The following is a 25,182-nucleotide window of genomic DNA, read 5'->3' on the forward strand; positions in this document are numbered from 1 at the left end:
CTCGTGGGCTCGGAGATGTGTATAAGAGACAGAGTTAACCTTATCTACACCCCTGTCGGCATACAGAGGAATAACCTTAACTGTTTTACCGTTACTAATAACCTTAATACTGCCGAGGCTGTCGCCTTTTTTAACAGGTGCATTTACCACTTTTTTTATTTTGAAGTCACATTTCAACTTACCGTTATCCTTTGGCAAAACGATATTTTGTGTGTCGCTTAAGCTTGGAATAATGCTCTTTTGCTTTCCGTTATTAATCTTAACGGGAGTTAATTTGTTTTTATCAATCTTTATTTTTCTGCTTGAATATTCTGCAAATCCCTTATCAAGCAAATATTCGGCAGTTTGAAATCTATGCTCGCTTGTGTCCGAGCCTAAAACAACCGCCACAAGATTTAGTCCGTCACGACTTGCGGTTGCGCTAACGCAAAATCCTGCGTTAGAGGTTGTGCCTGTTTTTAATCCTGTTATACCCTTATACGATTTAACAAGCTTATTTGTATTGTTAAGCTCTGTTTTGCCTGCGCGCAGGCTGTCTAACCATATCGTAGAATAATTCTTAATCAAATCATATTTCATTACCTCGCTCGAAATAACCGCAAGGTCATATGCACAGGAATAATGAGCTTTTGTTGTATCATCAAGTCCGGTGCAGTTTTCAAAATTAGTATTCTTGAGTCCAAGCTCTTGAGCCCTATCATTCATCATTTTAACAAAAGCGACATCAGAGCCTGCAATGTGCTCGCCCAAGGCTGTGCAAGCATCATTTGCACTTGCAATTACAACAGCCTTTAGTAGCTCGTCAACTGTCATTATCTCCCCTTCCTCAAGCCATATTTGAGAGCCGCCCATTGCCACCGCATTTTTTGAAGCCGTGACCTTGTCGGTTAGCTTAATTTTTCCGGAGTCAAGAGCCTCAAGGCAAAGTAATATTGACATAATTTTAGTAACAGACGCGGGAGATAAATGCTCAAGCTCGTTTTCCTTATAAAGCACATCCTTTGTGTCTGTTGCCATAAGAACAACGGATTTTGCATTTATTTTTGATTTTTCAGTGTCATTGTCGGCATAAGCAACAAAGGGCACCTGAATTGTCAAAAGTATGCATATAATACAGGATAGTATTCTTTTCATTGTAAATCACCACAAACGGAAATATTTTTGTATTGTATTAGTAAAGATAATTTGTTATAATATCAAAAAATCAGGAGGAAGCAATATGAAAGCAGCATTTTATACACTCGGTTGCAAGGTTAACCAATACGAAACCGAATATATGGCAGAAACTATGAAAAATGCAGGATTTCAGATTGTTCCGCCAAACGAAGAAGCAGACTATTACATAATTAATTCCTGCACCGTAACAGCAACCGCCGATCAAAAGACAAGGCAAAATGTAAGAAAATTCAAGCGTCAGCACCCAAGCTCTGTTGTTATTTTAACAGGTTGTATGCCTCAGGCATTTCCTGAGCAGGCCAAAGAATTGTATGAAGCTGATATTGTATTATCAAACAAAAGCAACGATGATATTCTTGATTTAATCAATCAGCACAGCATAAGTCATAACAGAATTGTAAAAATAGACAGACACCAATCCGGTGATGAATTTTCTCAATGCTCAATCAATCACTTTAACGAAAGGATAAGAGCATTTGTAAAAATTGAGGATGGGTGTGATCGATTTTGTTCATACTGTATCATTCCTACCTCAAGAGGCAGAGTACGCAGTAAGAATCTTAATGATTTGAAAAACGAAATTGCTGCTTTAGGCAAAAACGGTATAAAGGAAATTGTACTTGTAGGAATAAATCTTTCGTCATACGGAAGGGGCAAGGATTATAATATAGTAGATGCGGTAAGGGTTTGCAACGACGATGAAAACATTGTTCGCGTTCGCCTTGGCTCACTTGAGCCTGACCACATTACCGATGACATTATTGAAGGACTTTCAAAATACGAAAAGCTTTGTCCACAATTTCATATTTCTCTGCAAAGCGGCTGTGACAGAACATTAAAAAATATGAACCGTCATTATTCATCCGATGAATACCGACAGCTATGCAATAAGCTTCGCAGTACTTTTAAGGACGCAACAATAACCACCGATATTATGGTAGGCTTTAATGACGAAAACACTGAAGACTTTGAAGAATCGCTTGCATTTGCAAAAGAAATAGGCTTTGAAAAGGTACATACATTCCCCTATTCCGAAAGAAAAGGAACTGCTGCATCACGCAGAGGCGACAATGTTCCGAGGCAGGAAAAGGAGCACAGAGCGTCTGTTATGATTGAAGAGACAAACAAGATAAGACAGAGATATTTTGAAAGCCTTATCGGAACAAAGCAAAATGTTTTGATAGAAAATATAATTGACGAAAATATCTATCAAGGCTACACAAGGGGTTATGTTCCTGTCAGAATTTTCTGCGAGAACGACATTATCGGTAAAGAAATAGAAGTAACAATCACTAAGGCTGATTTTGAGCTTGATTGTTGCTTTGCATAGCATTTAACATATTGGATACTTCATCCTTGGATTTCTTATCATACAAATTGGAATGCGAGAAGATGTAGTATCCTTTTATTTCGTTAATTTTAGAAATATATATTATTTGCCTTGCAATAATGTTGTTATTATTCTTAAATTCATTAAATGCATTTTTATCGTATGATGATGCATACTCATCCTTTGTATTAGACTTATATAATGCAAGACCGATGAACAAATCAACACCGCTGTCTCTGCAAAGACTAACCCATTTTTTAACCGTTTGAATAAAAGGCATACTGTTATTCTTAAAGCCGTAATATATCTGAGGGCAAATATAATCTATGTAATTATTCTTTATCCAAAGCTCAACATCGGCATAAAGCTCCTCCCTGTCACGCTCAACATCAGCTGCAGGACTGATTCCGAATTTTATGTTTGGATTAATGCTTTTAATTACATTTGATACCTTTTGTATCATATCGTTTACATTATCTCTGCGCCAATCGGCAAGTGACAAATCTCCCTTATATTTTTTGTATTCCTTTTTATCAAAATCAGCAGATGTGGTTGGATAAAAATAATCATCAAAATGTATTGCGTCAATACTGTAATTTTCAACTATTTCCCTAACACCGTCTACAATAAGCTGTTTAACCTCATCGTACGCCGGATTGAAGTATATTTTATTATCAACTGCTTTTGTCATATTTTTATTTATCACGGCAAAGCTGTTTTTATCAAGCTTATCATAGTCATCACCTTGACTGACTCTGTATGGATTAATCCATGCTTCAATTTGAAAACCGTGTTTATCGGCAAGGCTACACATTATTTCAAGCGGATCATACGGCATTTCCCCACCCTGTATTCCGTTAAAATATTCGCTGACGGGGAAATAGTTTGATTTATAAAATGCATCTGCACAGGGTCTGACCTGAACTGTAATTGTATTAAAGCCATATTTCTTCAACCTTTTGAATTCTTCGTCAACCAAATCGGTGAATATTTCTTCATTATTTCCCTGAGTAAACTTTTGTAGCTCATAATATGCAATCCATACAGCTATTCTGTATTTTGTTGGGCTCTCATCATTGGTTAATTCAGGCGCGGAGCATGATGAAAGCATTAAGCAAAAAATAAATATTAATGCAATTGTTTTTTTCACTTGAACACATCTTTCAAATAATGTATTATATAAATATATGAGGTGATAGCATTATGGAATACAGACTTGGCAAAAGTAAAAGAATTCTCGAAGCAGGACAAACGGCGAAGCTTGAATGTCCTAATTGCAAAAGAAAGGTTAACTTTTCTGTCTTTTCAAATATGAATACATCCCTAATTCCGAGCCTTCCTTTAGTAAAGCTTGAGAATGTTTATTTTCTTGTTTGCCCTGAATGTGCCGCTGTATACGGTATTGATTCAAGCAAGGGTAAGGCTTTGAAAAACGGTGAGCAGCTGGCAGTAGGCAACTATGACCTTAAGGAGTTAAAATCCTTTGAGGTTTGATATTTTAACAATTTATCTTGCCGTCATTAATATTATCGGTGTACTTATCAACGTTATTGACAAGTACAAAGCAAAGCATAATAAATGGCGAATTAAGGAGGCAACCTTATGGAGTGTTGCACTCCTCGGCGGAGCAGTTGGCAATTATTTAACAATGAATTTAATACATCATAAAACAAAACACAAAAGCTTTATGCTCGGCTTTCCAATAATAATTATCGTACAAACACTTTTGTTAGGATATGTAATTCTAAAAATTCGGCAGTAAATAACTGCCGAATTTTTTTACAGTATAATGCAAATCAAGCCACTGCAGCCCTCATTGATAACTCTTTCAATAGTTTCTCTAAATTTATCACGCGCATCCTCGGGCATACGATAAAGCTTATTATTTAAGCCCTCACTGACAAGAGAATGTAAGGATTTGCCGAAAATGTTTGTTTCCCAAATCTGGGATGGGTTATTTTCGAATTCCTTAAGTAGATACATCACAAGCTCCTCGCTTTGACTTTCACTACCTACTATCGGAGCAACCTCGGTGTATGTGTTGCATTTTATCATATGTATTGACGGTGCATGAGCCTTTAGCCTTACTCCGTATTTTCCGCCCTGCTTCATTATTTCAGGGTCCTCAAGCGAAAGCTCGTCAACGGTTGGCATAACAATACCGTAGCCTGTTTGCTCCACCTGATTTAACGCGTCCTTTAGCCGTAAATATTCCTTTTTCATTTTTGACAGATAGGATATTTCCTGCATTAAATCCCGTTCATTTTCAATTTTTATTGAGCATTTTCTTGATAAGATAGCGTAAAAATATGAGCTGTCTATATTTGCATTAATGCATACATTTCCACAGGACAAATCTGCCGATTTAATCTCTACATCGGAAATTTCATCAACAACGGCAAGCCCCTCTATATAACTGCTTACCGACCGAATTGTAGATATTGAGCCTACATCCTTTAACACGGCAGACGAAATATTTTGTCTAAGCTCATCATCGTCATCAAGGCTCTTGAACCAATTGGGCAAATTAAAGCTAATACACGATACAGGGAACTCATACAAAATACCGGTTATTATTTCTTTAATCTTGTTTTCATCAAGCTCAATACAGTTTACAGGTATTACCTGCTTTGAATATCTAATTGAAAGCTCATTAGCAAGCTCTATTGAGCTTTTGCTGTTTGGATTAGTGCAATTAAGCAAAACGACAAAAGGTTTATTTATCGCCTTTAATTCGTCAATTACACGCTTTTCTGCTTCCTCATATTCCTGTCTTGGAATTTGACTGATGCTTCCGTCAGTAGTAACTACAAGACCTATTGTTGAATGCTCCTCTATTACCTTTTTTGTACCGATTTCGGCAGCAAGATTAAACGGTATTTCCTCTTCACTCCATGGAGTTGTAACCATTCGGGGAGCATCGTCCTCATAATATCCCTCACTGCTCGGAACTATATAACCTACACAATCTATCATCCGCACCTTAAGCTTTGACGCCTTGTCAATGCAAAGCTCAACAGCATCCTCGGGTATGAACTTTGGCTCGGTCGTCATAATAGTTTTGCCGCCCGACGATTGAGGGAGTTCATCCTTTGCCCGTTCCTTAATGCTGTCGTCGGTTATGTTAGGTATTACAAGGCTTTCCATAAACCTTTTAATGAAGGTTGATTTACCCGTTCTTACAGGACCTACAACACCAATATATATGTCGCCGCCTGTACGCTTTGAAATATCATTATAAATATCAGTATTCATATTTCCTCCTATATTCCCGGGATGAGAATTACCTTATTTGTTTCAAGGCAATCACCGGTTATGTTATTTTCTTTTTTAATCATCTCAATATCGGAGGAAAATTGCTTTGCAATATCCCATACTCTTTCATTCTGCTTTGCAAAATACAATGTTAAGGCAGGATAGCTTTTTCTTTCCTGTGTAATTTCCATTTCGCTGAGAATGTTGTAGCTTGCTTCGTTACCGCAATAGCCGCAGTAATCATATGATATATTGACACAAATTGTTTTATCACCCGAAATTGTATAATCAAATGATGTTATCCTTATATCATTTGCCAAATCAACAGATGTAACATTTTGCTCAACGGCTTTTATTTGATTAACATATTGAAGTGTATTATCCTTGCCTGTGTACATCAGACAAATCTCAAATTCAACAATCAATTTATTGTTTTTAATACTGCATTGATGAGGTGTTACGCAAAGAAATTCAACCTTGACAATCTCGTTTTGCAATTCAAAGTTTAGCTTTGAAGAATTTGACCTGCAAGACATTTCGCAACCTGAAAGGCAATTAAATGTTGAATATTTATTGCTTGTATCCGCATTTAATACATATCCGTCAAAAACAAGCTCCTGCATTTTTTCTCTGACAGTAACGCAGGTTAAATACAAATCTCCATATATGTCTATTACTCCGCCATTGTCCTCATCTGTGCTTTTTGCTTTTACGAACAAGCTGCCGTTACAAAGCTTTGCAATGCAATGGCAGGCTTCATCAACACCAGGAACATCGACTATTTTTGAAATATCAAAGCTGTATTCTGCCCTATCAAGACAATTATCATTATTGCTGTATAAAACATACAGTGACATTGAAGCTTTAACAAGTATTTTATCCTTAATTATTTTTGTTTCAACACTGCAACATTCTACATTAAAGCACACCACTCGCTTAATTCCGTTTGAATTTGACGGAAGAACAAATGATTCCTCAATATCAAGTTTTGATAATACTGCATTGTCAACACAGGCAATTCTACTTTTATTGAGCTGAAGCTTTGAGTTTTCGCATTTACTGATACACGAACAGCTCTTTTTATCATATACATACAGACTTATGCAAAAGGAGGAATGTATATCTATCCTTCTTTGATTTATCATTCTGTAATTACAGTATTTATCGCATACTGTTGCATAACAAAATGCATTTTCACTTACATTGCCTATTTCTACCGTTTCATCAAAATCTTCAACAAAATCAGTATAAATAAGCTCGTCACTATCATTAAAATAAGTAAGACATATTTCTGTTTTACCCATTATATATGCACAGCTGTCCCTAATATCACAGGAGGTTATGTAGCTATGACTTGTACACCTAACCACCTTGCATATATCATCAAGGTATGCCTCGGGTGTTTCCTGATAGCTTTTGTCAATACTGATATTCTTGCTTAACACTAAATCATTGTTTTCTATGCAGGAATATTCTTTTTCAAGTTCCATATTTTTGCTCCTTTCTACTTCAGTAAAAGGTATGCAGGTATATAAAGGAATATAACAAAAAAGCCTACACCAAAAGGTGTAGACTAAATCTGTCATAAAAAATTATGCGTTTTTAATATCCTTTGCGTGAAGAACAATAGGCTTTCTCGACTTGTTTGTAAGCAGTAATGGTTGTGTGGAATTCTTTACCGAATCCTCTGTAACAACAATTTTTTCAATTGAATAATCAGACGGGACGGTAAACATCAAATCACCCAAAACTGCCTCAAATACGGAGCGAAGGCCTCTTGCACCTGTTTTACGTTCAAGTGTAATATCAGCCATAGCCTCTAATGCTCTCGGCTCAAATTCAAGCTTAACATCATCCATTTCAAACAGCTTTGTGTACTGCTTAACGATGGAATTTTTGGGTTCTGTCATAATTTTCACAAGAGCCTCCTTATCAAGCTCCTGCAAAACCGTTATGATAGGTATTCTGCCTATAAGCTCAGGAATCAATCCGTATTTAACCAAATCATGTTGGTTAATATTTTTAAGCACATCATCCTTGTTTTCAATATTCTTTGCAAGCTCCGACTCAAAGCCAAGTGAGCCCTTACCCAAACGCTTTTCAACAATTTTATCTATTCCGTCAAATGCTCCGCCGCATATGAAAAGAATATTAGTTGTATCAATTTGAATAAATTCCTGTTGCGGATGCTTTCTTCCGCCTCCGGGTGGAACATTGGAAACAGTGCCCTCAAGTATTTTGAGAAGTGCCTGTTGAACACCCTCACCGCTGACATCTCTTGTTATTGAGCGATTTTCACTTTTGCGAGAGATTTTGTCAATCTCATCAACATAAATGATACCTCTTTGAGCCTTTTCGATATCAAAATCCGCTGCCTGAATAAGTCTTAACAGGATATTTTCAACATCCTCACCGACATATCCTGCCTCGGTAAGAGTTGTAGCATCGGCAATAGCAAACGGAACATCCAATATTTTTGCCAAGGTCTGTGCGAGCATTGTTTTACCGACACCGGTCGGACCGAGCAAAAGAATATTACTTTTTTGCAAATCAACATCACCGTTACCGCCGTGAAATATTCTTTTATAATGATTATACACGGCAACGGACAAGCTTTTCTTTGCCTCATCCTGACCGACAACATATTCATCAAGCTTTTCTTTAATTTCCTTTGGCTTTGGTATAACCATATCCTTTGGAAAATCCTGAGTATTTTTTGAAGGTCGATGCTGATTGATAAGGTCACTGCACAAGCTAACACACTCATCACAAATGAAAACACCCGGGCCCTCAATAAGCTGATGAACCATCGCTTCACTTTTACCGCAAAACGAACATTTTTCCATTCTTACATTAGAATCGTCTTTTGCCAAAATCGATACTCCTTATCTTTTCTCGATTACCTTATCAACAAGGCCGTATTCCATTGCTTCATTAGCAGACATCCAATTATCTCTGTCAGTATCCTTAACAAGAGTTTCGTAATCCTTACCGCAGTTTTGAGCAAGAATTCTGTTAAGCTTTTCCTTTGTTCTTAAAAGATTCTTTGCAGCAATCTCAACATCAGTAGCCTGACCTGTTATGCCGTTACCTCCAACGAGAGGCTGATGAATAAGGATTTCACTGTTGGGAAGAGCAATTCTCTTGCCCTTTGCACCGCTGCTCAAAAGAAATGCGCCCATACTTGCAGCCATACCTACACATATTGTAGACACATCGCATTTGATATAATTCATTGTATCGTAAATTGCCATACCGGCAGTAACAGAACCGCCCGGCGAATTAATATATAATGAGATGTCCTTTGTGCTGTCCTGACTCTCTAAAAAGAGAAGCTGAGCAACAACAAGTGAAGCAGTTTGATCATTAACCTCGTCTGACAAAACAATAATTCTGTCAGACAACAATCTTGAAAAAATATCTACACTGCGCTCGCCCGAGCTTGACTGTTCAATTACATAAGGCATAGACGCCATAAAAATCACTATCCTTTTTACTTAGATTAATTATTCCTTAACAGCGTTTTCAACCACAAAGTCTACTGCCTTGCGAGTAACAATATCGGCAGAAAGCTGTTGCTGAGGAACGGCAGCCTTGATTTGCTCTGCCTCCATATTATACTGCTCTGCAAGCTTTGCAACCTCTGCTTCGATTTCCTCTTCGGTAGCCTCGATACCTTCAGCCTTTACAATAGCATCAAGAGCAAGCTTTGTCTTAACCTGCATCTTTGCACCGTCCATAAACTGCTCCTTGAACTGATCCATTGTCTGACCGAGGTACTGAAGATATGTATTGAGGTCAAGGCCCTGCATCTGCAATCTGTATGCATAATCCTGAACCATCTCATCACATTTTTGAGTGAACATACATTCAGGAATTTCAACCTCCATATTGTCGCAAATCTGCTCAACAATTTGATTTTCAAAATCAGTCTTTGCGTTTGCTTCCTTTCTTTCTGAAATTTGCTTCTTCAAATCAGCCTTAAGCTCATCAAGAGTATCAAATTCAGATACATCCTTTGCAAATTCATCATCAAGCTCAGGAAGCTCCTTTGTCTTGATTTCGTTAATTGAGCACTTGAAAACAGCGTCCTTACCTGCAAGTGAAGGCTCGTACTGCTCAGGGAAGGTTACGTTAACATCAAATTTCTCACCGGTCTTGTGACCTGCAACCTGCTCCTCAAAGCCGGGAATGAAGCTGTTTGAGCCAAGCTCAAGAGGATAGTTTTCGCCCTTACCACCTTCAAATGCAACACCGTCAACAAATCCCTCAAAGTTGATGTCACAGGTATCGCCCATTTCGGATGCTCTGTCCTCAACTGCGATAAGACGGGAATTTCTGTCCTGCATATTTTTAAGCTCTTGGGCTACATCCTCATCGGTAGCCTCTGTGTCGAGCATCTTACCCTTAATGCCCTTATACTCACCAAGCTTAACCTCAGGATATGTAGTAACCTTCATTGTGATTACAACACCCTCTGACTTGCTCATTACAGGAAAATCCACATCAGCAGGCTGATCGATAACGTTAAGACCTGCCTCCTCAAAAGCAGCTCCTACATACTCGGGATATACAATCTCAAGAGCCTCTTCGTAAAATACACCCTCGCCGTATACCTTTTCAATCATACCCTGTGTAGCCTTACCCTTACGAAAGCCCGGGATTTGAATTGACTTTCTCTGCTTCAAATAAGCCTTTTTACAAGCCTCTGTAAAAGCCTCTGCGTCAATAGTAATTTCAAGTTCATAAAGATTTGTCTCTATTTTATTAGATGACTTAAGTGCCATAATAATGACCCTCCTTAATTATTTTACAATTTGATACCGTAGCATTATATCATATCTGCAAATACTTTTCAACATATTTATTAAAATAATTATTATATATTATCTTATAAGCTTTGGAATAAATCCAAGACGGTCACATGAGATAAGTCTAAACTCTATTCCGTCAACAACATCATCAACGGCTTTTTTTGCTGCTATACCGTGAAGATGCCCATAATAGCATTTTTTTATACCGTATTCCTTTAACAAATTCAAAATTTCATCACACTTTGTATCTGTTGTAACAGGCGGATAATGCAAAAATACAATTATTTCATCATTAACGGCACTTTCCAAGGAAAGCCTTAATCTGCCTACCTCACGGTTAAGTACCTTTTCATCGTGTTCATCATCAACATCAAAAAGCCATCCTCTGCTACCGCAAACCGATACACCGTCTACATCATAGGAATTATTGAATAGAATGCTTATCGTTTTGTATCTCTGCGATTCAATAAAATCATTCATCTTTTTTGAAGTGTTCCACCAATAATCGTGATTGCCCTTGAGTATGATTTTTTTGCCGTTTAGCCTTTCAATGAAATCAAAGTCTGCCTTTAATTCATCAAAATTCATAGCCCAGCTTATATCACCCGCAATTACAACAGTATCGTCGTCGGTTACAATTTTATTCCAATTTTTTTCAATTCTGTCTACATAATCATTCCATCCCGGAAAAGAATCCATAGGCTTATCTGTTCCAAAGGATAAATGAGTATCGGCAATAGCAAAAAGTGACATAAATGATCTCCTTGAATAAAAAACAAAATACTTCGAATACTAAAGCTGAAGGGAGTGAAAAAAATGAAGCAAGAAATTAAAGGAATCAGCTGTGAGGTTAAAAACTGTATCCACCACGATATGTCAAACTGCTGTACAGCAGGCAGCATTAAGGTAGGCAGCACAAACGCAAAATCAATGTCTGAAACAAATTGCGAAACCTTCGAGTGCAACGATTGCTGTACAAACTGCTAACAAAACAAACAAGTAATATTAAAGAGGCTCATTGAGCCTCTTTATTCTTTATAATTTCAAAAGCTTAAATACCATTTCGCTCATATTTTCTTTATCGCAAACATTGTCAAAACGAATGGCCTTGTCTTTAAGTGACTGAAGAGGCTTTGGTACATCAACACCGGAAATCCTGTTAAGCTCTCCAACCATATCAAATTCATCCAAATCGAGTTTTTTGCCATCAAGAATAGCAGTGAGAACGCTCTTTGAAAATTTATAGGGTGATGCAGTTGAATCGATAACGGTAGGAATATCATCGCCTGTGCGTGCAACATATTCGTCATATACATTAACTGCAACTGCTGTGTGAGTATCGCAAAGATAATTATACTTTTCAAAATGTTCCTTAATTGTTGAATCTACGCTTGCTTCGTCACAGCAGCCTGCATCAAACACCTCTTGAATTGACTCAATAAGTGTTTTTGATACCTCATATTTACCGTCAGTTGAAAGCGCATTCATCAAATCGTTAACAAGGCTGTCGTCCTCGCCGCTCATATGGTAAAGCAATCTTTCAAGATTTGATGAAATAAGAATATCCATAGAAGGAGAGGTTGTTGTAAAGAACTGTCTGTTTTTGTTGTACTCGCCTGATTTGAGGAAATCGGTAAGAACATTATTGCTGTTAGAAGCGCACACAAGCTTTTTGATAGGCAGACCCATTTTCTTTGCGTAGTAAGCAGCAAGAATGTTACCGAAGTTTCCGGTAGGAACAACAACATTTATTGCGTCACCAAGGGCAATTCTATTTTGCTCAACCATGTCGCAGTAGGTTGAAAAATAGTAAACAATCTGCGGAACCAATCTTCCCCAATTGATTGAGTTTGCCGATGAGAACATCATATTCTTGCTTTGAAGCTGTGCCTTAATATCATCATTTGTAAAGATAGCCTTAACAGCACTTTGAGCATCATCAAAGTTTCCGTTGATAGCACATACGGAAACATTATTACCCTCCTGTGTTGTCATTTGAAGCTTTTGCATAGGTGAAACACCGTCAACGGGATAGAACACAAGTATTCTTGTATTATCAACATCCTTAAAGCCCTCAAGAGCAGCCTTACCTGTATCGCCCGATGTTGCAACAAGTATAACTATTGTTTTGCCGTCTGCTGTTTTCTTTGCGGAAACAGTCATCAAATAAGGTAAAAGCTGTAAAGCCATATCCTTAAATGCACAGGTAGGACCGTGCCAAAGCTCAAGTATATTCTTATTACCGCATACATTTACGGTTGGTGCAATTTTCGGTGAAGAAAACTTTTCAGCAGCATAAGCACCGTTTACACAGTAATCAAGCTCCTCCTCTGTGAAATCGGTCAGGAAATCCTTTAGAACGGTTTTTGCCCTTTGGGTATAAGGCATATCTACCATTGAGGCAATTTTATCTAATGAAAACTGCGGAAGCTCGCAAGGAACAAAGAGGCCTCCCTCTTCGCTTATTCCCTGTGCAATAGCTTGTGCAGAAGTAACCTTTATGTTTTTATTTCTTGTAGAAGTATAGAACATAATATGTCCTCCTAAAAATTATTAGTAATATTCTATTACAAAGTAAAAGCATTTTCAAGATGTTTAATTGATTTTATTATGTTATTTTCCAAAAAAACCTCAATAACATCAAATCTCGGCTGCAAATTTACCTTATATCGTTGCATATACAGGTTTGCAGTTGCAATAATTTTTTGTTGCTTAATTTCATCAACAAATTCTCTTGGCAAGGCAATGGAGTTTTCTCCTCTTGCCTTAACCTCTGCAAAAACTATGAAGCCGTTGTATTCAAAAATCAAATCTATCTCGCCGAATCGTGATTTAAAGCTGTGTTCTAAAAGATAATATCCCTTTGAGCGAAGATAGTTTGCAGCCTTCATCTCGGCAAGGCGTCCCCTGTTATTCATTCTTTGCGTACCATGTTTTCAAAAAAGATTTTCTGTGAATTTCACTTGGTCCGTATTCATCAAGCATTTCGTAATGAAGCTTTGTTCCGTAGCCCTTATGCTTTTCAAATTTGTATTGAGGATACTTTTCAGCCATAGTAAGCATATATCTATCCCTTGACACCTTTGCAAGAATTGAGGCGGCGGCAACAGATGCCGATTTTGCATCACCCTTAACAACAGCCTCACAGTCAATATCAATACCCTTTGGAATCCTATTGCCGTCTATCAATGCATAATCGGGCTTGACCGCTAAACCGTTTATTGCATTATTCATAGCAATAAAGGTTGCGTTAAGAATGTTAACATCGTCAATGGTTTTTTCATCGACAAGTGAAATGCAATAGTACAGGGCTTCTTCCTTAATTTTATCAAAAAGAGCCTCTCGCTTTTTTTCGGAAAGCTTTTTTGAATCATTTACGCCCTCAATAATTTGACCTTTTCTCAGTACAACTGCCGCGGCAAAAACAGGACCTGCAAGAGGACCTCTTCCAGCCTCATCAACTCCGCATACTGTTTTGTATCCGTTATCATAGGCTTTGTTTTCATATTCAAGCCAATCAATGTCCGTATTATTCATCATGGCAATTCAAGGGTAATTCTACCCAGCTTTCCTCCTCTGAATTCATCTGCGACAATTACGGAAGAACGCTCATAATCTATTTCTCCGCCTTTAACAAGGAATCCTCGTTTACGGCCTATCATTTCAAGGATTTCCCATCCCTGCAAGAGCTCAACTCCTGTAATTTTATATCGTTGCTCTATTGCCTGTGGATTAGTCCTTGCAAGGCTTTCAAGCAATCTGCAGGCAATGGTTTCTTTGTCTGTTACCTCATCCTTTACCGAGCCGATAAAAGCAAGCTTATCGCCAACCTCCGGGTCATCAAACTTCGGCCAAAGCACGCCGGGAGTGTCAAGCAGTTCGATTCCGTTACCGACAACAAACCATTGATTTTGCTTGGTAACACCTGCCTTGTCGGCTACCTTTGCTTTAGCATTCTTGCCCATACGGTTTATAAAGGACGACTTGCCTGTATTGGGAATACCGACAACCATAAGCCTTAACGGCTTTTTGCTCATTCCCTTTTGTTCATTGCGTTTTATAACATCAGCCAACGCACTTTTAACAACATCATCAAATCTATTGAGTCCTTTACCTGTTTTGCAATCAACAGCAATGGCATATTTGCCCTTGTCCTCAAAATGCTTAATCCACATTGATGTTGCAGTTGGATTTGCAACATCGCATTTGTTGAGCAAAACAATTCTCGGCTTATTTTTTACAATAGAATCAAGCTCGGGATTTTGCGAGCTATACGGCACTCTTGCATCAAGAATTTCTACAACACCGTCAACAAGATTCAACGATTCCTTAATCAGTCGTCTTGTTTTTGCCATATGTCCCGGGAACCATTGAACATTTTGTTTTATCAACTCCGGCATAAATCACACCTGCCTTTTGGTTTATTATACAACAAACACAAAATAATATCAAACACTATAAAAATAAGCCGTACCACAGGAAAGCCCGCGATACGACTGTTTTTTAGGTTATTACTTAATAGCTTCCTTAACCTTAGCTGCCTTACCCACTCTATCACGGAGATAGTAAAGCTTTGCTCTTCTAACCTTACCTGCACGGATAACCTTAACGTCTACAACGTTTGGTGAATGAATCGGGAATACACGTTCAATACCTACACCGTAAGATACTCTACGTACAGTGAAGGTTTCGGAAATGCCTGAACCTCTCTTGGCAATAACTGTACCCTCAAAGTTCTGAATTCTCTCTCTCTGACCTTCGCGGATGTTTACGGATACCTTTACTGTGTCACCAATGTTAAACTTTGGTACCTCAGCCTTGATGTTGTCCTGTGCGATAATCTTAAGTGCGTCCATTTTATTTCCTCCTTTATAATTTATGAGATGTTCATATCGTAAAGAAAGCGGACCATCTTCTAAAATGCGAAACGCTACATTTTACGCGTTGCAGGGATATGCAACGGATAAATGCTGATATATAATAGCATATGTTTATTAAAAATGCAAGCATTTTATTTATATTCTTTGAAATCTTTTGTCAAAAGGTTGATTCTGCCAATGCTTTTCCACTCATAATCCATATCTATAAGCCTGATTATAGTATCAAAAAGCAACGACGGATTTAAGTTTTTATCAGGTCCGGCAAGCAATCTGATGTTCAAAACTATTTGATTATCTCTTATTGAAATCGAATATTTTTCTATAAACTGCTTGATGTCGGTTTCCTTAAGCACTCGCCTTTTGCCTTGCTTGCCCTTTTTCTGTGCCATTATGGTATCGCTTTGCAAAACCTCTTTTATTTTTTCAAGTGCCTTTTCGTTATCCAAAAACTCAAATTTATACACATAATCGCTGTATACAATTTCGTGACAATCCATAAAATCATCATATACATCCAAAATTCTTATGCCAAGCGGTAATGCGTCATTAACACGTTTTTTAACCTCATCATTGGAAATATCATCAAGAATTCTGATATCAACATTTTCACACAGGCTTTCTACGCCGAGAGAAAGCGGAAGCGAAAAACTCATATACGGATGGGGATTAAAGCCCTGTGTAAACCACAGATTAAGCTTGGCCCTTGCAAATGCACGCGAAAACACACGATTTGTATCCAAATGACTAATGTATTTTGCCTGACCTGTTTTTGAAAATCTCAATCTAATCTCTCGCATCGCAATGACCTCCGTTGAGTCTGTTTGCTCCACAGCCTGCACACTTTATTCTGCAATGCGGAGTAGTTGTATTTTGGTGAGCCTTTAAGTTTTCATTTTCAAGGAATTTACGGCTGATACCGTAATCAAGATGATCCCAAGGCAAAAGCTCTGAAAACTCTCTTTTTCTTTGAGTATAAAAATAAGGGTCAATACCGTTATCCTCAAACGCCCTTAACCAAGCGTCAAACTTAAAATGCTCATCCCAGGAATCAAACTTGCATCCGTTTTTGAAGGCTGAATGGATAACTGCCGACAATCTTCGGTCGCCTCTTGCAAGCACACCCTCAAGCAATGATGTAGGTGTTTCATGGTATGACACCCTGATTTTCTTTGACGGGATAGACTCAAGCAGATGCTTTTGCTTTGCTTTAAGTGAATCCATAGAATCCTCAGGTTCCCACTGAAAAGGAGTAAACGGCTTTGGAATAAAGGACGAGCAGGAGATGTTCACCTGCAAACCGGTACCCTTTTGCCGATTGGGATTTTTATAAAATGCGTGAACAACCTCCATACCGAGATTTGCAATACCCTCAATGTCCTCCATTGTTTCAGTCGGCAGACCCATCATAAAATAAAGCTTAACGGTTGTCCAACCATTATCAAACGCCTTGGTACAGGTATTTATTACCTCTTCCTGTGTAACATTTTTATTTATTACATCACGAAGCCTTTGAGTTCCGGCTTCGGGTGCAAAGGTCAATCCGCTTTTACGCACCTTATTAAGCTTATCAACAAGCTCGTCCGAGAAATTATCAACACGAAGACTTGGCAAAGAAAGATTAATTTTATCCTTAACGGTCCAATCAATTAGAGACGTCAGCATCTCATTTACCTTTGAATGATCGGATGTTGACAGTGAGCAAAGTGACAGTTCATCATAGCCTGTTGATTCTATCAAAGCCTTGCTTTGAGCATTAATTGTTTCAACACTTTTTTCTCTTATAGGACGATAAATAAAGCCTGCCTGGCAAAATCGACATCCTCTGATACAGCCTCTGAAGATTTCCTCAACCGCTCTGTCGTGAACAATATTAATAAACGGAACAACAAATTCCTTTGGATAGTAGCATTTGTTCATATCGGATACAATGGATTTTTTTACACTTTTAGGAGCATTATTCGTTGCCTTTAGCTCCTTAAGTGTTCCGTCATCATTATAGCTATCTTCATAAAATGACGGCACATACACACCGGTTATATCCTTTGCTTTGAGCAAAAATTCCTTTTTGGACAATCCGTTTTGCTTGCAATGCTTTAGAAGATCAAGCACCTCGTTTGTGCTTTCCTCACCGTCACCCAAAAACACAATATCCATAAAATCGGCAATAGGCTCGGGATTGCAAGCACATGGCCCTCCGCAACAAATAACAGGAGTAAGCTCATCCCTATCCTTTGAATACAGCGGAATACCCGCCAAATCAAGCATATTAAGAACATTGGTATAGCAAAGCTCATACATAAGAGTAAAGCCGATAATATCAAAATCCTTAATATAGTCACCGCTTTCAAGCGCAAATAGAGGAACATTGTTTTTTCTCATCTGCTCCTCCATATCAACATCGGGAGCAAACACCCTTTCACACCAAGCATCCTGTCGCTCATTAACAAGACCGTAAAGAATTTTCATTCCGAGATGGCTCATTCCTATTTCGTAAATATCAGGAAAACAAAAGGCATATCTAATATCAACCTCATTGGGATTTTTAACAACACTGTTCAACTCTCCGCCAACATATCTTGCAGGCTTTTGAACATACTGTAATATTTTTTCAACCTCTTTTTTTATCATAAATTACCTCTAATCAGCCAAAAGGCTAAATACAATGAAATAAACAACAAGTTGTATTTTGCACAAAGAACAGAATACAAAAGCAGTAATGCCGTAAGTAACGCACTGACTGTATACATAATACGGTAGGACTTGCCTACACCGAGAAGCTCATCAAAAATAAGCATAAGGCACCTTCCCATATCCAAAGGATAAATCGGTAAAGCATTTGCAAAAATCAAGGCACAATTAATATCCCTGTATACATCAAAAGCTGCAAAAACAAGATTAACAGCTATTCCCGACATTAAAAAGGCTATTTCTCTGCAGGAGGACAGCTGTGAGCTGTGCTTCAAGCCGATTCCGTAAAAGGATACAGTAATCTTATCCGCCCTACCGCCAAGCATATAAAGAGAAGCAATATGCCCCAATTCGTGCAGGGACGAAAACAAAATAACAATCAAAAAGCTTATATTATTTGAAAACAGAGCAACCGAAAGGATTGCAAAAAACAAATAGCTGATTTCAAAATCAACATTGAAAAGCTTAAACCTCATTAAACCACCATAAATAAATACGATGATTCAAGGCGGTTAATCACCTGTTTTTATCCAAAAAGCTTTGCAAAATCATAACAGCAGACACGGCGTCAACCGTTTGCTTTCTCTTTTTTCCTCTTACATTGTTATCGGAAAGAACATTATGAGCCATTACGGTTGTAAGCCGTTCATCCTCATAAAATATGTCAACATCAATTTTTTGGGCAATTGCATCTCCGAGCGAGCGACATTCATCACATCTGTATCCGTAGCTGCCGTCCATATTTCTCGGCAGACCGATAACAATTTTTTCTATTTTATTTTCCTCAACTATTTGAACGATCCTATCAACAAGCTTTGGCTGATACGACTGTTCAATAACACAAAGCGGTGAAGCAAGCATTCCCCTTACATCAGATATGGCAATACCTGTTCTGACATCACCGTAATCAACCGATAGTATTTTCATATTCCCTCATTAATAATAGGAAAACCAAAATATGATTTTCCTATTATCTGCATACTATTGTAATATTTCCGAATCTAAATCGTCCGGAGGAGCTGCACCGTTTGACTCTTCTTCGGTTCCGTCATCAGCATTGTCATCAACCGTGTTATCGTCGACAACATCCTCGACAGACTCCTCCTTTTTCTTTGTAGTTGACTGCTTGGTGGTTTTGCTTGAATAATCACCATCGCTCAAATAAACGCTTTCGCCAACCTTAGGCAGATTGTTTTCATCAAACCAACCCCATCTGCCCGAGCCTCTGCTAAGAGTACCGTTACTTGAATACTCGCGTCTAACAATACCGTCAACCTCAGGGAAGTCTTTAACATTCTTTCCCTTCTTTTCGTATATCTCTTTCATAATGGTATTCCAAATTGTACCTGAAGGGTTAGCAGAAAGACGGTATACAACCTCTTTATTCTTATCATAGCCATACCAAACTGCACCGACATATTCAGGTGTACCTCCGATAAACCAACGGTCGTTAGAGCCTGTTGTTGTACCTGTTTTGCCAAAGCAGGTTACACCGTCAATCTTATATGATCTACCTGTACCCTCGGTCATAACGGTTTGGAGCATTTTATTCATAACCCAAGCCGTATTTTCGGACAAAGCAACCTCTTTATCCTTTTCGGGATTCTTTTCAAGAATTACATTGCCCTGTGAATCCTCAATCTTATAATAGCTGTAGCCCTCATACCAATATCCACCGTTACCGAAAGCTTGGTATGCAGCGGTCATTTCCAAAACAGAAACGCCGTATGTTAATGAGCCTGTTGCCATGGGAGCAAGGTCACAGTCCTGAACGGCAAGCGATGAAATATGGAACTTATTGGTAATATATTCGTATGCATAGGTTGTTCCGATTTTGTCAAGCGTTCTTGCCGAAATTGTATTTTTGGAAAGTGCAAGGCCTTTTTGAACGGATATTACCTGACCGGAATACGAACCACCCTCGTTTGTCGGCCAAGGCTTACCGTTAATCTTTGTAAGAGGTGCATCCTTGGTAGGAGTAGACCAATATACGTTTGTTTCGTCATCCTGCAAGGTTTTTTCAAGGGCAGGACCGTAAACCGAAAGAGGCTTGATTACAGAACCAGGCTGACGCTTTGATTGCCATGCACGATTGAGAACACGGTTGGCTTTCTTTTTACCCGTGCCTCCGACCATACCGAGAATTCTGCCATGATAATCCATAATCACACAGGCGCCCTGTACTGTTTCGTCAGGCATTTTTTTGTAATTCTCGTAAACATCCTCAATGGCGTTTTGAACATCAAAATCGATTGCGGAATAAATCTTAAGACCGCCGCCGTAAATCATATTCTTTGCTTTCTTTGCGCTGTATCCGGAGCTTTGAAGATCATTGATAACCTGATCGATAACATAGTCTGTGTAGTACGAATTGATCTTTTCTGCCTGCTTCTTTTCAGCAGATGATTTTTTGATTTGGCTGCCCTTATAGTCCGGTGAATTAGTGTACACCATCTTATAATTCATAGCTTCATCATATTGCTCTTGCGTGATAAAATTATGCTCAAGCATTTTTTCGAGAACTCTTGTTTGCCTTTTCCTGTTATTTTCAGGATTAATTAAAGGGTCATATCTTGTTGGGGACTGTGTAATACTCGCAAGACAGGCACATTCTGCAATATTAAGGTCCTTAACCTCTTTACCGAAATAGGTTTCGGCAGCAGTTTTAACACCGTAGCATCCGTGTGAAAGATATAAGGTGTTAAGATACGCCTCCATAATTTCATCCTTTGAATAATGTTTTTCAAGGTTAAGAGCAGAAAGAATTTCGTTAAACTTTCTGATAAAGGTAACATCGTTCTCATCGGTTAAGTTTTTGATAAGCTGTTGTGTAATGGTTGAACCGCCCTGTCCGCTGTTTGAAGGCTTAACCATAACGCCGACGGTTCTTATCCAGTCTACACCGTGATGCTTTTCAAATCTTTCGTCCTCTATGGCAATAAATGCCTTTGACATATATTCATTCATTTCGCTTTTTTCAAGCCAAATGCGGTTTTCCTCACCGTGAAGCCTTGTAATTTCTACAAGCTTATCATCGTCGTATCCGTAAATAAATGAAGTTTGATTTTGGCTTGACGCTTCATCCTCAAGATTAAATACCACATCGCCGTGGACAACAGAATATCCGTAAACAAAAAGAACAGATGAGCAAATAATACCGACAACGCCGATAACAAGAATTGCGCCCAAAACAATTCTGCCGAAAACACCTGCAGCCTTTTGACCGGAGGATTTAGGAGAATTCCTTCTTTTGTGTTGTTTCTTTGAGCTTTGCTTTGATGCTGAGGAGTTGCTCTTGCTGTTTTCCGAATTAGAAAAAGTATTATAGGCAGACGGTAGCTTACCGCCATTCTTTTTTCGTGTTTCTTTATCGTCGTTATAAGCCTTTTGTGAATTATTCATAAAAGACTCAAGAAGATCGTCATAATCATTTTTTGCCACGAAATCAGCCTCCTTAAATATATTATTTTTATTATAATATAAAACTACAAAAAAATAAAGAAGAATTTTGTTAATAATGCAAATTAATCCTTCTTTATTCTTTTTGCTTTTTTTCTATTCATTTCTATACTACGTTGAGATACCTCAACCTTATCATAGGTTTTCTTAGCCCTTATGGTTGTCCAAAAGGTTTTTCTGCATTTTTTGCATTTTGTAGGGCATCTAAATGATTTATTGACACAATCAAACTCGTCAAGCCTATGAAGCACACCCTTACAAACCGGGCAAACAAGCTCCTGCTCATAAATGTTAAACACGTCCGTTACCGGCTTTGTAATCAGGTAAGGCTTATAAATCAACTTTTCAAAAAATCTGTTGTCGCAATCGTTTACAAAGCCTGCAAGCTTTTCTCTGTCGTAAACCTTTTTGAAGCATTCGGCAGTAAGGTAGCAATCGGTCAATGCCCTGTGAAGCTTTTCAACATCAATATCTATGCCGAATTCCTGTGCACAATCGGAAAGAGAAATTTGATTTTTGTTATCTCTCTCAATAAAAGACATACAATATTTTTGTGCGTCACAGTATTTAGTAATAAAATCTATGTTTAGATTACCTAAAAACGCCTGATAGTTACTTGTAAGAACATACAAATCCGAATTGCTCCAGGTCATAAACAAATTGTTTTCACCCTTGCTCCAACGAGCAAACTCCTTTATTGCCTGCGAAAAAGGAACTCCGTTTTCCCTAAGCTCCTCGTTGGTAATGTTAGTGAGGTTTTTGCATCTGCCCGAAAGCTTTTTGGTAAGCTTTGGCATAACAAGTTGCTTAAAGGTATCTACTGTTTCAAGCTTATTATTCAGTTTTACAGCGCCTATCTCTATAATCTCGTTCATAAAACCTTTTTTGGCATAGCTATAGGCATTGTTCCATTCTAAATCAAAAATAATAAAATTCAAAATTCAACAACCTCAAAACAAAAATAACCTTGCATAACGCAAGGTTATCACACAATTGTTATACAAAAAGAAATACCAAAAAAGCAGCCAATACAATTACAAAGAAAATTGCAATAAACCACTTTGTAACTCTTTCAAGCTTCTTTTCGTTAGTCATACCCTTTGTCTTTCCGCCGTATGATTCGGTATTGCCACCAATTACACCGGAAAGATTTGATGATCTACCCTCTTGCATAAGAACAACAACAGTAATGATGATTGAAGCAACTATCAAAACTGCACCAAATACATAATGATACCAGAGCATAATATTCCCTCCATAAGAAATTTCGACTACTGCATTATATCACAACAAATATAATAATGCAAGCCTTTTTTTAGACTAATTATTTATGCTAATCAAAATGATATTTGAGCGGTATTATCAGCAGGAGTGGGTAATGCGCCTGCCGCAGGCAAATTCTTTGTTCTGAACCTCCAGGTTTTTTCAAACTCACCCTCGGTATAATGGTGCATAGATTCAACCTTATGATTCTTCTTTTGAGTCATAACCGAAACACCGATTGTGTCCTTTGATGATTTAGGAGTAAGAGCTCCCGTATTCAATATAAGCATTCTTCCGCTTGTTGAACAAAGAACAAGCTCGCAATCCTCTTCAATATACTCTATACAGGCAAGAGGAGATTTTAGAGAATAAGCCTTCAAAAGCTTCTTTCTGTTTGTTTTTGTTTGGTAAGCAGAAATGTCAACCTTTGCAACCTTTCCGTTTTCAAAAACAAATATCATATATCCGACATACTGCTTAATAACACAAATATATACAACCTTTTCGTCCTGTTCCATCTCGAGCTTGCCGGGAACATAAATTCCAAGCATAGAGGCCTTACCGTCGGGAAAATCATCAACCTTTGCCTTATACACCTGTCCCTTATCGGTAAACACCAAAAGCTCGTCCTTATTTGAACATTCGAAGATTGATGAAACCTCATCGCCCTCTTTAACCTTTTGTTCACCCGACATACGAAGATTTGCAGTTCTGATTTTGTTAAGATAACCCTCATTTGTAATAAACAGTGTTACCGGATAATCAGGAATTTCCTGTTCGACAGATGCGTCAAACTCATCAACCTCATAAAGAATTTCCGATTTTCTTTCATCTGAATATTTATCGGCAACATCGTTAAGCTCTTTGATGATAATTCTCTTTTGCTTATTCTTGCTGTCAAGAATAGACTGAAGCTCTGCAATCTCTTCAATGAGGCTTTCGATATCCTTTGTACGTTTAAGAATATATTCACGATTAAGGTGACGAAGCTTGATTTCTGCAACATATTCTGCCTGTGCCTTATCAATGCAAAAGCCTATCATAAGGTTTGGTACTACATCGCTTTCGCTTTCTGTGTTACGAATAATACTGATAGCCTTATCAATATCAAGAAGTATTTTTTCAAGTCCCTGCAAAAGATGCAGCTTTTCAGCCTTTTTATCAAGGGTGAACTGTGTTCTTCTTCTGACACACTCAAGCCTGAATTCAATCCATTCCTTAAGAATATCGGCAACTCCCAAAACCTTAGGATAACCGTTTATAAGAACATTAAAGTTACAGGAGAAGGTATCCTCAAGCGGAGTCATCTTGTAAAGCTTTGTCATCAAAGCATCGGGGTCTACACCTCGCTTAAGGTCAAGAGTTATACGCAAGCCCTTCAAATCTGTTTCGTCACGAATATCCGAAAGTTCTTTTACTTTATTGGATTTTACAAGCTCAACAACCTTGTCAATAATAGCCTCCGATGTTGTTGTAGGCGGTATTTGAGTAATATCAATACAATTGTAGGACTTATCATAGGTATATCTTGCGCGTACCTTAACAGAACCTCTGCCTGTTTTGTAGATACGTTCAAGCTCTTCCCTGTCGTAAATTATATATCCGCCGCCGACAAAATCAGGAGCTAAAAGGGTTTCCGACACATCATGATCCGGATTTTTGATCAGAGAAACGGTTGTATCGCAAAGCTCTCTAAGGTTGAACGAAGCAATGGAGGACGCCATACCAACGGCAATACCGGTTGTAACATTTGCAAGAATTGACGGAAATGTTACAGGCAAAAGGGTTGGCTCCTTCATAGTGTTATCGTAGTTGTCAACAAAGTCAACAGTATTTTTATTAATATCTTCAAAAAGCTCCTTGGAAATAGGCGCAAGCTTTGCCTCGGTATAACGAGATGCGGCGTACATCATATTTTTGCTGTAAGCCTTACCGAAGTTGCCCTTTGATTCTACAAACGGATACAAAAGACTTTCGTTACCGCGTGAAAGTCTAATCATTGTTTCATAAATTGACGCATCACCGTGAGGATTAAGCTGCATGGTTCTGCCGACAATATTTGCACTTTTGATTGTTCCGCCCTGCAAAAGCCCCATATTGTACATAGTGTAAAGGAGCTTTCTGTGCGACGGCTTGAAGCCGTCTATTTCAGGAATAGCACGAGACAGAATAACACTCATTGCATACGGCATATAGTTCGATTTAAGTGTATCAACTATCTGCTCATCCTTAATAAGTCCTGCATCTTGAATATGGACATTATCCGCTAAAGGAGATTGTACCTCAGTATTTCTTGCTTTCTTTTTTGCCATAGAAT

General features: G+C 38.2%; 25 protein-coding genes. 4 read left to right on the plus strand and 21 right to left on the minus strand.

Annotation, left to right across the window (positions count from 1 at the left end; genetic code table 11):
- Positions 1-1,134: D-alanyl-D-alanine carboxypeptidase family protein (locus Q0P34_RS05815; RefSeq protein ID WP_294954181.1), on the minus strand; the 1,134-nt coding region annotated here is incomplete at its 3' end.
- An 85-nt stretch (positions 1,135-1,219) separates the two neighbouring features.
- Between Q0P34_RS05815 and mtaB the strand changes: the two genes are divergently transcribed.
- A complete protein-coding gene (gene mtaB / locus Q0P34_RS05820) occupies positions 1,220-2,506 on the plus strand; it encodes a tRNA (N(6)-L-threonylcarbamoyladenosine(37)-C(2))-methylthiotransferase MtaB (RefSeq protein WP_294954183.1) in 1,287 nt (428 codons plus the stop codon).
- Here mtaB and Q0P34_RS05825 read toward each other — a convergent pair.
- Positions 2,469-3,656, minus strand: a complete 1,188-nt coding sequence (locus tag Q0P34_RS05825) for a family 10 glycosylhydrolase (protein ID WP_294954186.1) — start codon at positions 3,654-3,656, stop codon at positions 2,469-2,471. The genes mtaB and Q0P34_RS05825 overlap by 38 nt on opposite strands.
- A gap of 53 nt (positions 3,657-3,709) precedes the next feature.
- Between Q0P34_RS05825 and Q0P34_RS05830 the strand changes: the two genes are divergently transcribed.
- Entirely contained in the window at positions 3,710-4,000 is a 291-nt protein-coding gene (locus Q0P34_RS05830; protein ID WP_294954189.1) for a zinc-ribbon domain-containing protein, read from the plus strand.
- Positions 3,990-4,268 carry a DUF1294 domain-containing protein gene (locus Q0P34_RS05835; protein WP_294954192.1) on the plus strand — a complete coding sequence of 93 codons (279 nt, stop codon included), beginning with the start codon at positions 3,990-3,992 and terminating at the stop codon, positions 4,266-4,268. Before Q0P34_RS05830 ends, Q0P34_RS05835 begins: the two co-directional genes overlap by 11 nt.
- Positions 4,269-4,285: 17 nt before the next feature.
- Here the strand turns inward: Q0P34_RS05835 and spoIVA are convergent, their stop codons facing one another.
- From spoIVA to Q0P34_RS05865, 6 genes are all read right to left on the minus strand, one after another.
- A complete protein-coding gene (gene spoIVA, locus Q0P34_RS05840; protein ID WP_294954195.1) occupies positions 4,286-5,761 on the minus strand; it encodes a stage IV sporulation protein A in 1,476 nt (491 codons plus the stop codon).
- Positions 5,762-5,769: 8 nt separating this feature from the next.
- A complete protein-coding gene (locus Q0P34_RS05845) occupies positions 5,770-7,251 on the minus strand; it encodes a DUF3794 domain-containing protein (RefSeq protein WP_294954197.1) in 1,482 nt (493 codons plus the stop codon).
- A gap of 102 nt (positions 7,252-7,353) precedes the next feature.
- A complete protein-coding gene (gene clpX / locus Q0P34_RS05850; protein ID WP_294954200.1) occupies positions 7,354-8,634 on the minus strand; it encodes an ATP-dependent Clp protease ATP-binding subunit ClpX in 1,281 nt (426 codons plus the stop codon).
- A gap of 12 nt (positions 8,635-8,646) precedes the next feature.
- The gene (gene clpP / locus Q0P34_RS05855; protein WP_294954203.1) at positions 8,647-9,237 is read right to left on the minus strand and encodes an ATP-dependent Clp endopeptidase proteolytic subunit ClpP; all 591 of its coding nucleotides are present in this window, start codon (positions 9,235-9,237) and stop codon (positions 8,647-8,649) included.
- A 30-nt stretch (positions 9,238-9,267) separates the two neighbouring features.
- Positions 9,268-10,548 carry a trigger factor gene (gene tig, locus Q0P34_RS05860; protein ID WP_294954206.1) on the minus strand — a complete coding sequence of 427 codons (1,281 nt, stop codon included), beginning with the start codon at positions 10,546-10,548 and terminating at the stop codon, positions 9,268-9,270.
- A gap of 99 nt (positions 10,549-10,647) precedes the next feature.
- Positions 10,648-11,328, minus strand: a complete 681-nt coding sequence (locus Q0P34_RS05865) for a metallophosphoesterase (protein WP_294954209.1) — start codon at positions 11,326-11,328, stop codon at positions 10,648-10,650.
- Positions 11,329-11,391: 63 nt separating this feature from the next.
- On the opposite strand from Q0P34_RS05865, the gene Q0P34_RS05870 reads away from it, so the two are divergent.
- On the plus strand, positions 11,392-11,562 hold the full coding sequence (locus Q0P34_RS05870) for a DUF1540 domain-containing protein (protein ID WP_294954212.1): 171 nt from the start codon (positions 11,392-11,394) through the stop codon (positions 11,560-11,562).
- Positions 11,563-11,610: 48 nt separating this feature from the next.
- Here Q0P34_RS05870 and thrC read toward each other — a convergent pair whose 3' ends face one another.
- The 13 genes from thrC to Q0P34_RS05935 all read right to left on the minus strand — a co-directional run bounded on the left by thrC (position 11,611) and on the right by Q0P34_RS05935 (position 25,177).
- The gene (gene thrC, locus Q0P34_RS05875; protein ID WP_294954214.1) at positions 11,611-13,107 is read right to left on the minus strand and encodes a threonine synthase; all 1,497 of its coding nucleotides are present in this window, start codon (positions 13,105-13,107) and stop codon (positions 11,611-11,613) included.
- A 35-nt stretch (positions 13,108-13,142) separates the two neighbouring features.
- On the minus strand, positions 13,143-13,493 hold the full coding sequence (locus Q0P34_RS05880; RefSeq protein ID WP_294954217.1) for a YraN family protein: 351 nt from the start codon (positions 13,491-13,493) through the stop codon (positions 13,143-13,145).
- Positions 13,486-14,115 carry a ribonuclease HII gene (locus Q0P34_RS05885; RefSeq protein ID WP_294954220.1) on the minus strand — a complete coding sequence of 210 codons (630 nt, stop codon included), beginning with the start codon at positions 14,113-14,115 and terminating at the stop codon, positions 13,486-13,488. Before Q0P34_RS05885 ends, Q0P34_RS05880 begins: the two co-directional genes overlap by 8 nt.
- Entirely contained in the window at positions 14,112-14,975 is an 864-nt protein-coding gene (gene ylqF, locus Q0P34_RS05890) for a ribosome biogenesis GTPase YlqF (protein ID WP_294954223.1), read from the minus strand. Before ylqF ends, Q0P34_RS05885 begins: the two co-directional genes overlap by 4 nt.
- Before the next feature lie 111 nt (positions 14,976-15,086).
- Positions 15,087-15,431 (minus strand): 50S ribosomal protein L19, encoded by a 345-nt coding sequence (gene rplS, locus Q0P34_RS05895; protein WP_178669289.1) that lies wholly within the window; start codon positions 15,429-15,431, stop codon positions 15,087-15,089.
- Positions 15,432-15,586: 155 nt separating this feature from the next.
- The gene (locus Q0P34_RS05900; protein WP_294954225.1) at positions 15,587-16,252 is read right to left on the minus strand and encodes a TIGR03936 family radical SAM-associated protein; all 666 of its coding nucleotides are present in this window, start codon (positions 16,250-16,252) and stop codon (positions 15,587-15,589) included.
- On the minus strand, positions 16,239-18,083 hold the full coding sequence (locus tag Q0P34_RS05905) for a TIGR03960 family B12-binding radical SAM protein (RefSeq protein WP_294954228.1): 1,845 nt from the start codon (positions 18,081-18,083) through the stop codon (positions 16,239-16,241). The genes Q0P34_RS05900 and Q0P34_RS05905 overlap by 14 nt, the downstream gene beginning before the upstream one ends.
- Positions 18,080-18,619 (minus strand): hypothetical protein, encoded by a 540-nt coding sequence (locus Q0P34_RS05910; RefSeq protein ID WP_294954231.1) that lies wholly within the window; start codon positions 18,617-18,619, stop codon positions 18,080-18,082. Before Q0P34_RS05910 ends, Q0P34_RS05905 begins: the two co-directional genes overlap by 4 nt.
- A 40-nt stretch (positions 18,620-18,659) precedes the next feature.
- On the minus strand, positions 18,660-19,070 hold the full coding sequence (ruvX, locus tag Q0P34_RS05915; protein WP_294954234.1) for a Holliday junction resolvase RuvX: 411 nt from the start codon (positions 19,068-19,070) through the stop codon (positions 18,660-18,662).
- A 54-nt stretch (positions 19,071-19,124) separates the two neighbouring features.
- Positions 19,125-21,584, minus strand: coding sequence for a transglycosylase domain-containing protein (locus Q0P34_RS05920; protein WP_294954238.1), 2,460 nt, complete (start codon positions 21,582-21,584; stop codon positions 19,125-19,127).
- Positions 21,585-21,667: 83 nt separating this feature from the next.
- On the minus strand, positions 21,668-22,477 hold the full coding sequence (locus Q0P34_RS05925; RefSeq protein ID WP_294954241.1) for a 3'-5' exonuclease: 810 nt from the start codon (positions 22,475-22,477) through the stop codon (positions 21,668-21,670).
- 121 nt (positions 22,478-22,598) lie between these two features.
- Complete coding sequence (gene secG, locus Q0P34_RS05930) at positions 22,599-22,847, minus strand: preprotein translocase subunit SecG (protein WP_178669304.1); 249 nt, start codon at positions 22,845-22,847, stop codon at positions 22,599-22,601.
- Positions 22,848-22,939: 92 nt separating this feature from the next.
- Positions 22,940-25,177 carry a DNA topoisomerase (ATP-hydrolyzing) subunit A gene (locus Q0P34_RS05935; protein WP_294954247.1) on the minus strand — a complete coding sequence of 746 codons (2,238 nt, stop codon included), beginning with the start codon at positions 25,175-25,177 and terminating at the stop codon, positions 22,940-22,942.
- Positions 25,178-25,182 lie beyond the last annotated feature (5 nt).

Source organism: uncultured Eubacterium sp. (assembly GCF_945980375.1).
Classification (GTDB): domain Bacteria; phylum Bacillota; class Clostridia; order Oscillospirales; family Acutalibacteraceae; genus Eubacterium_R.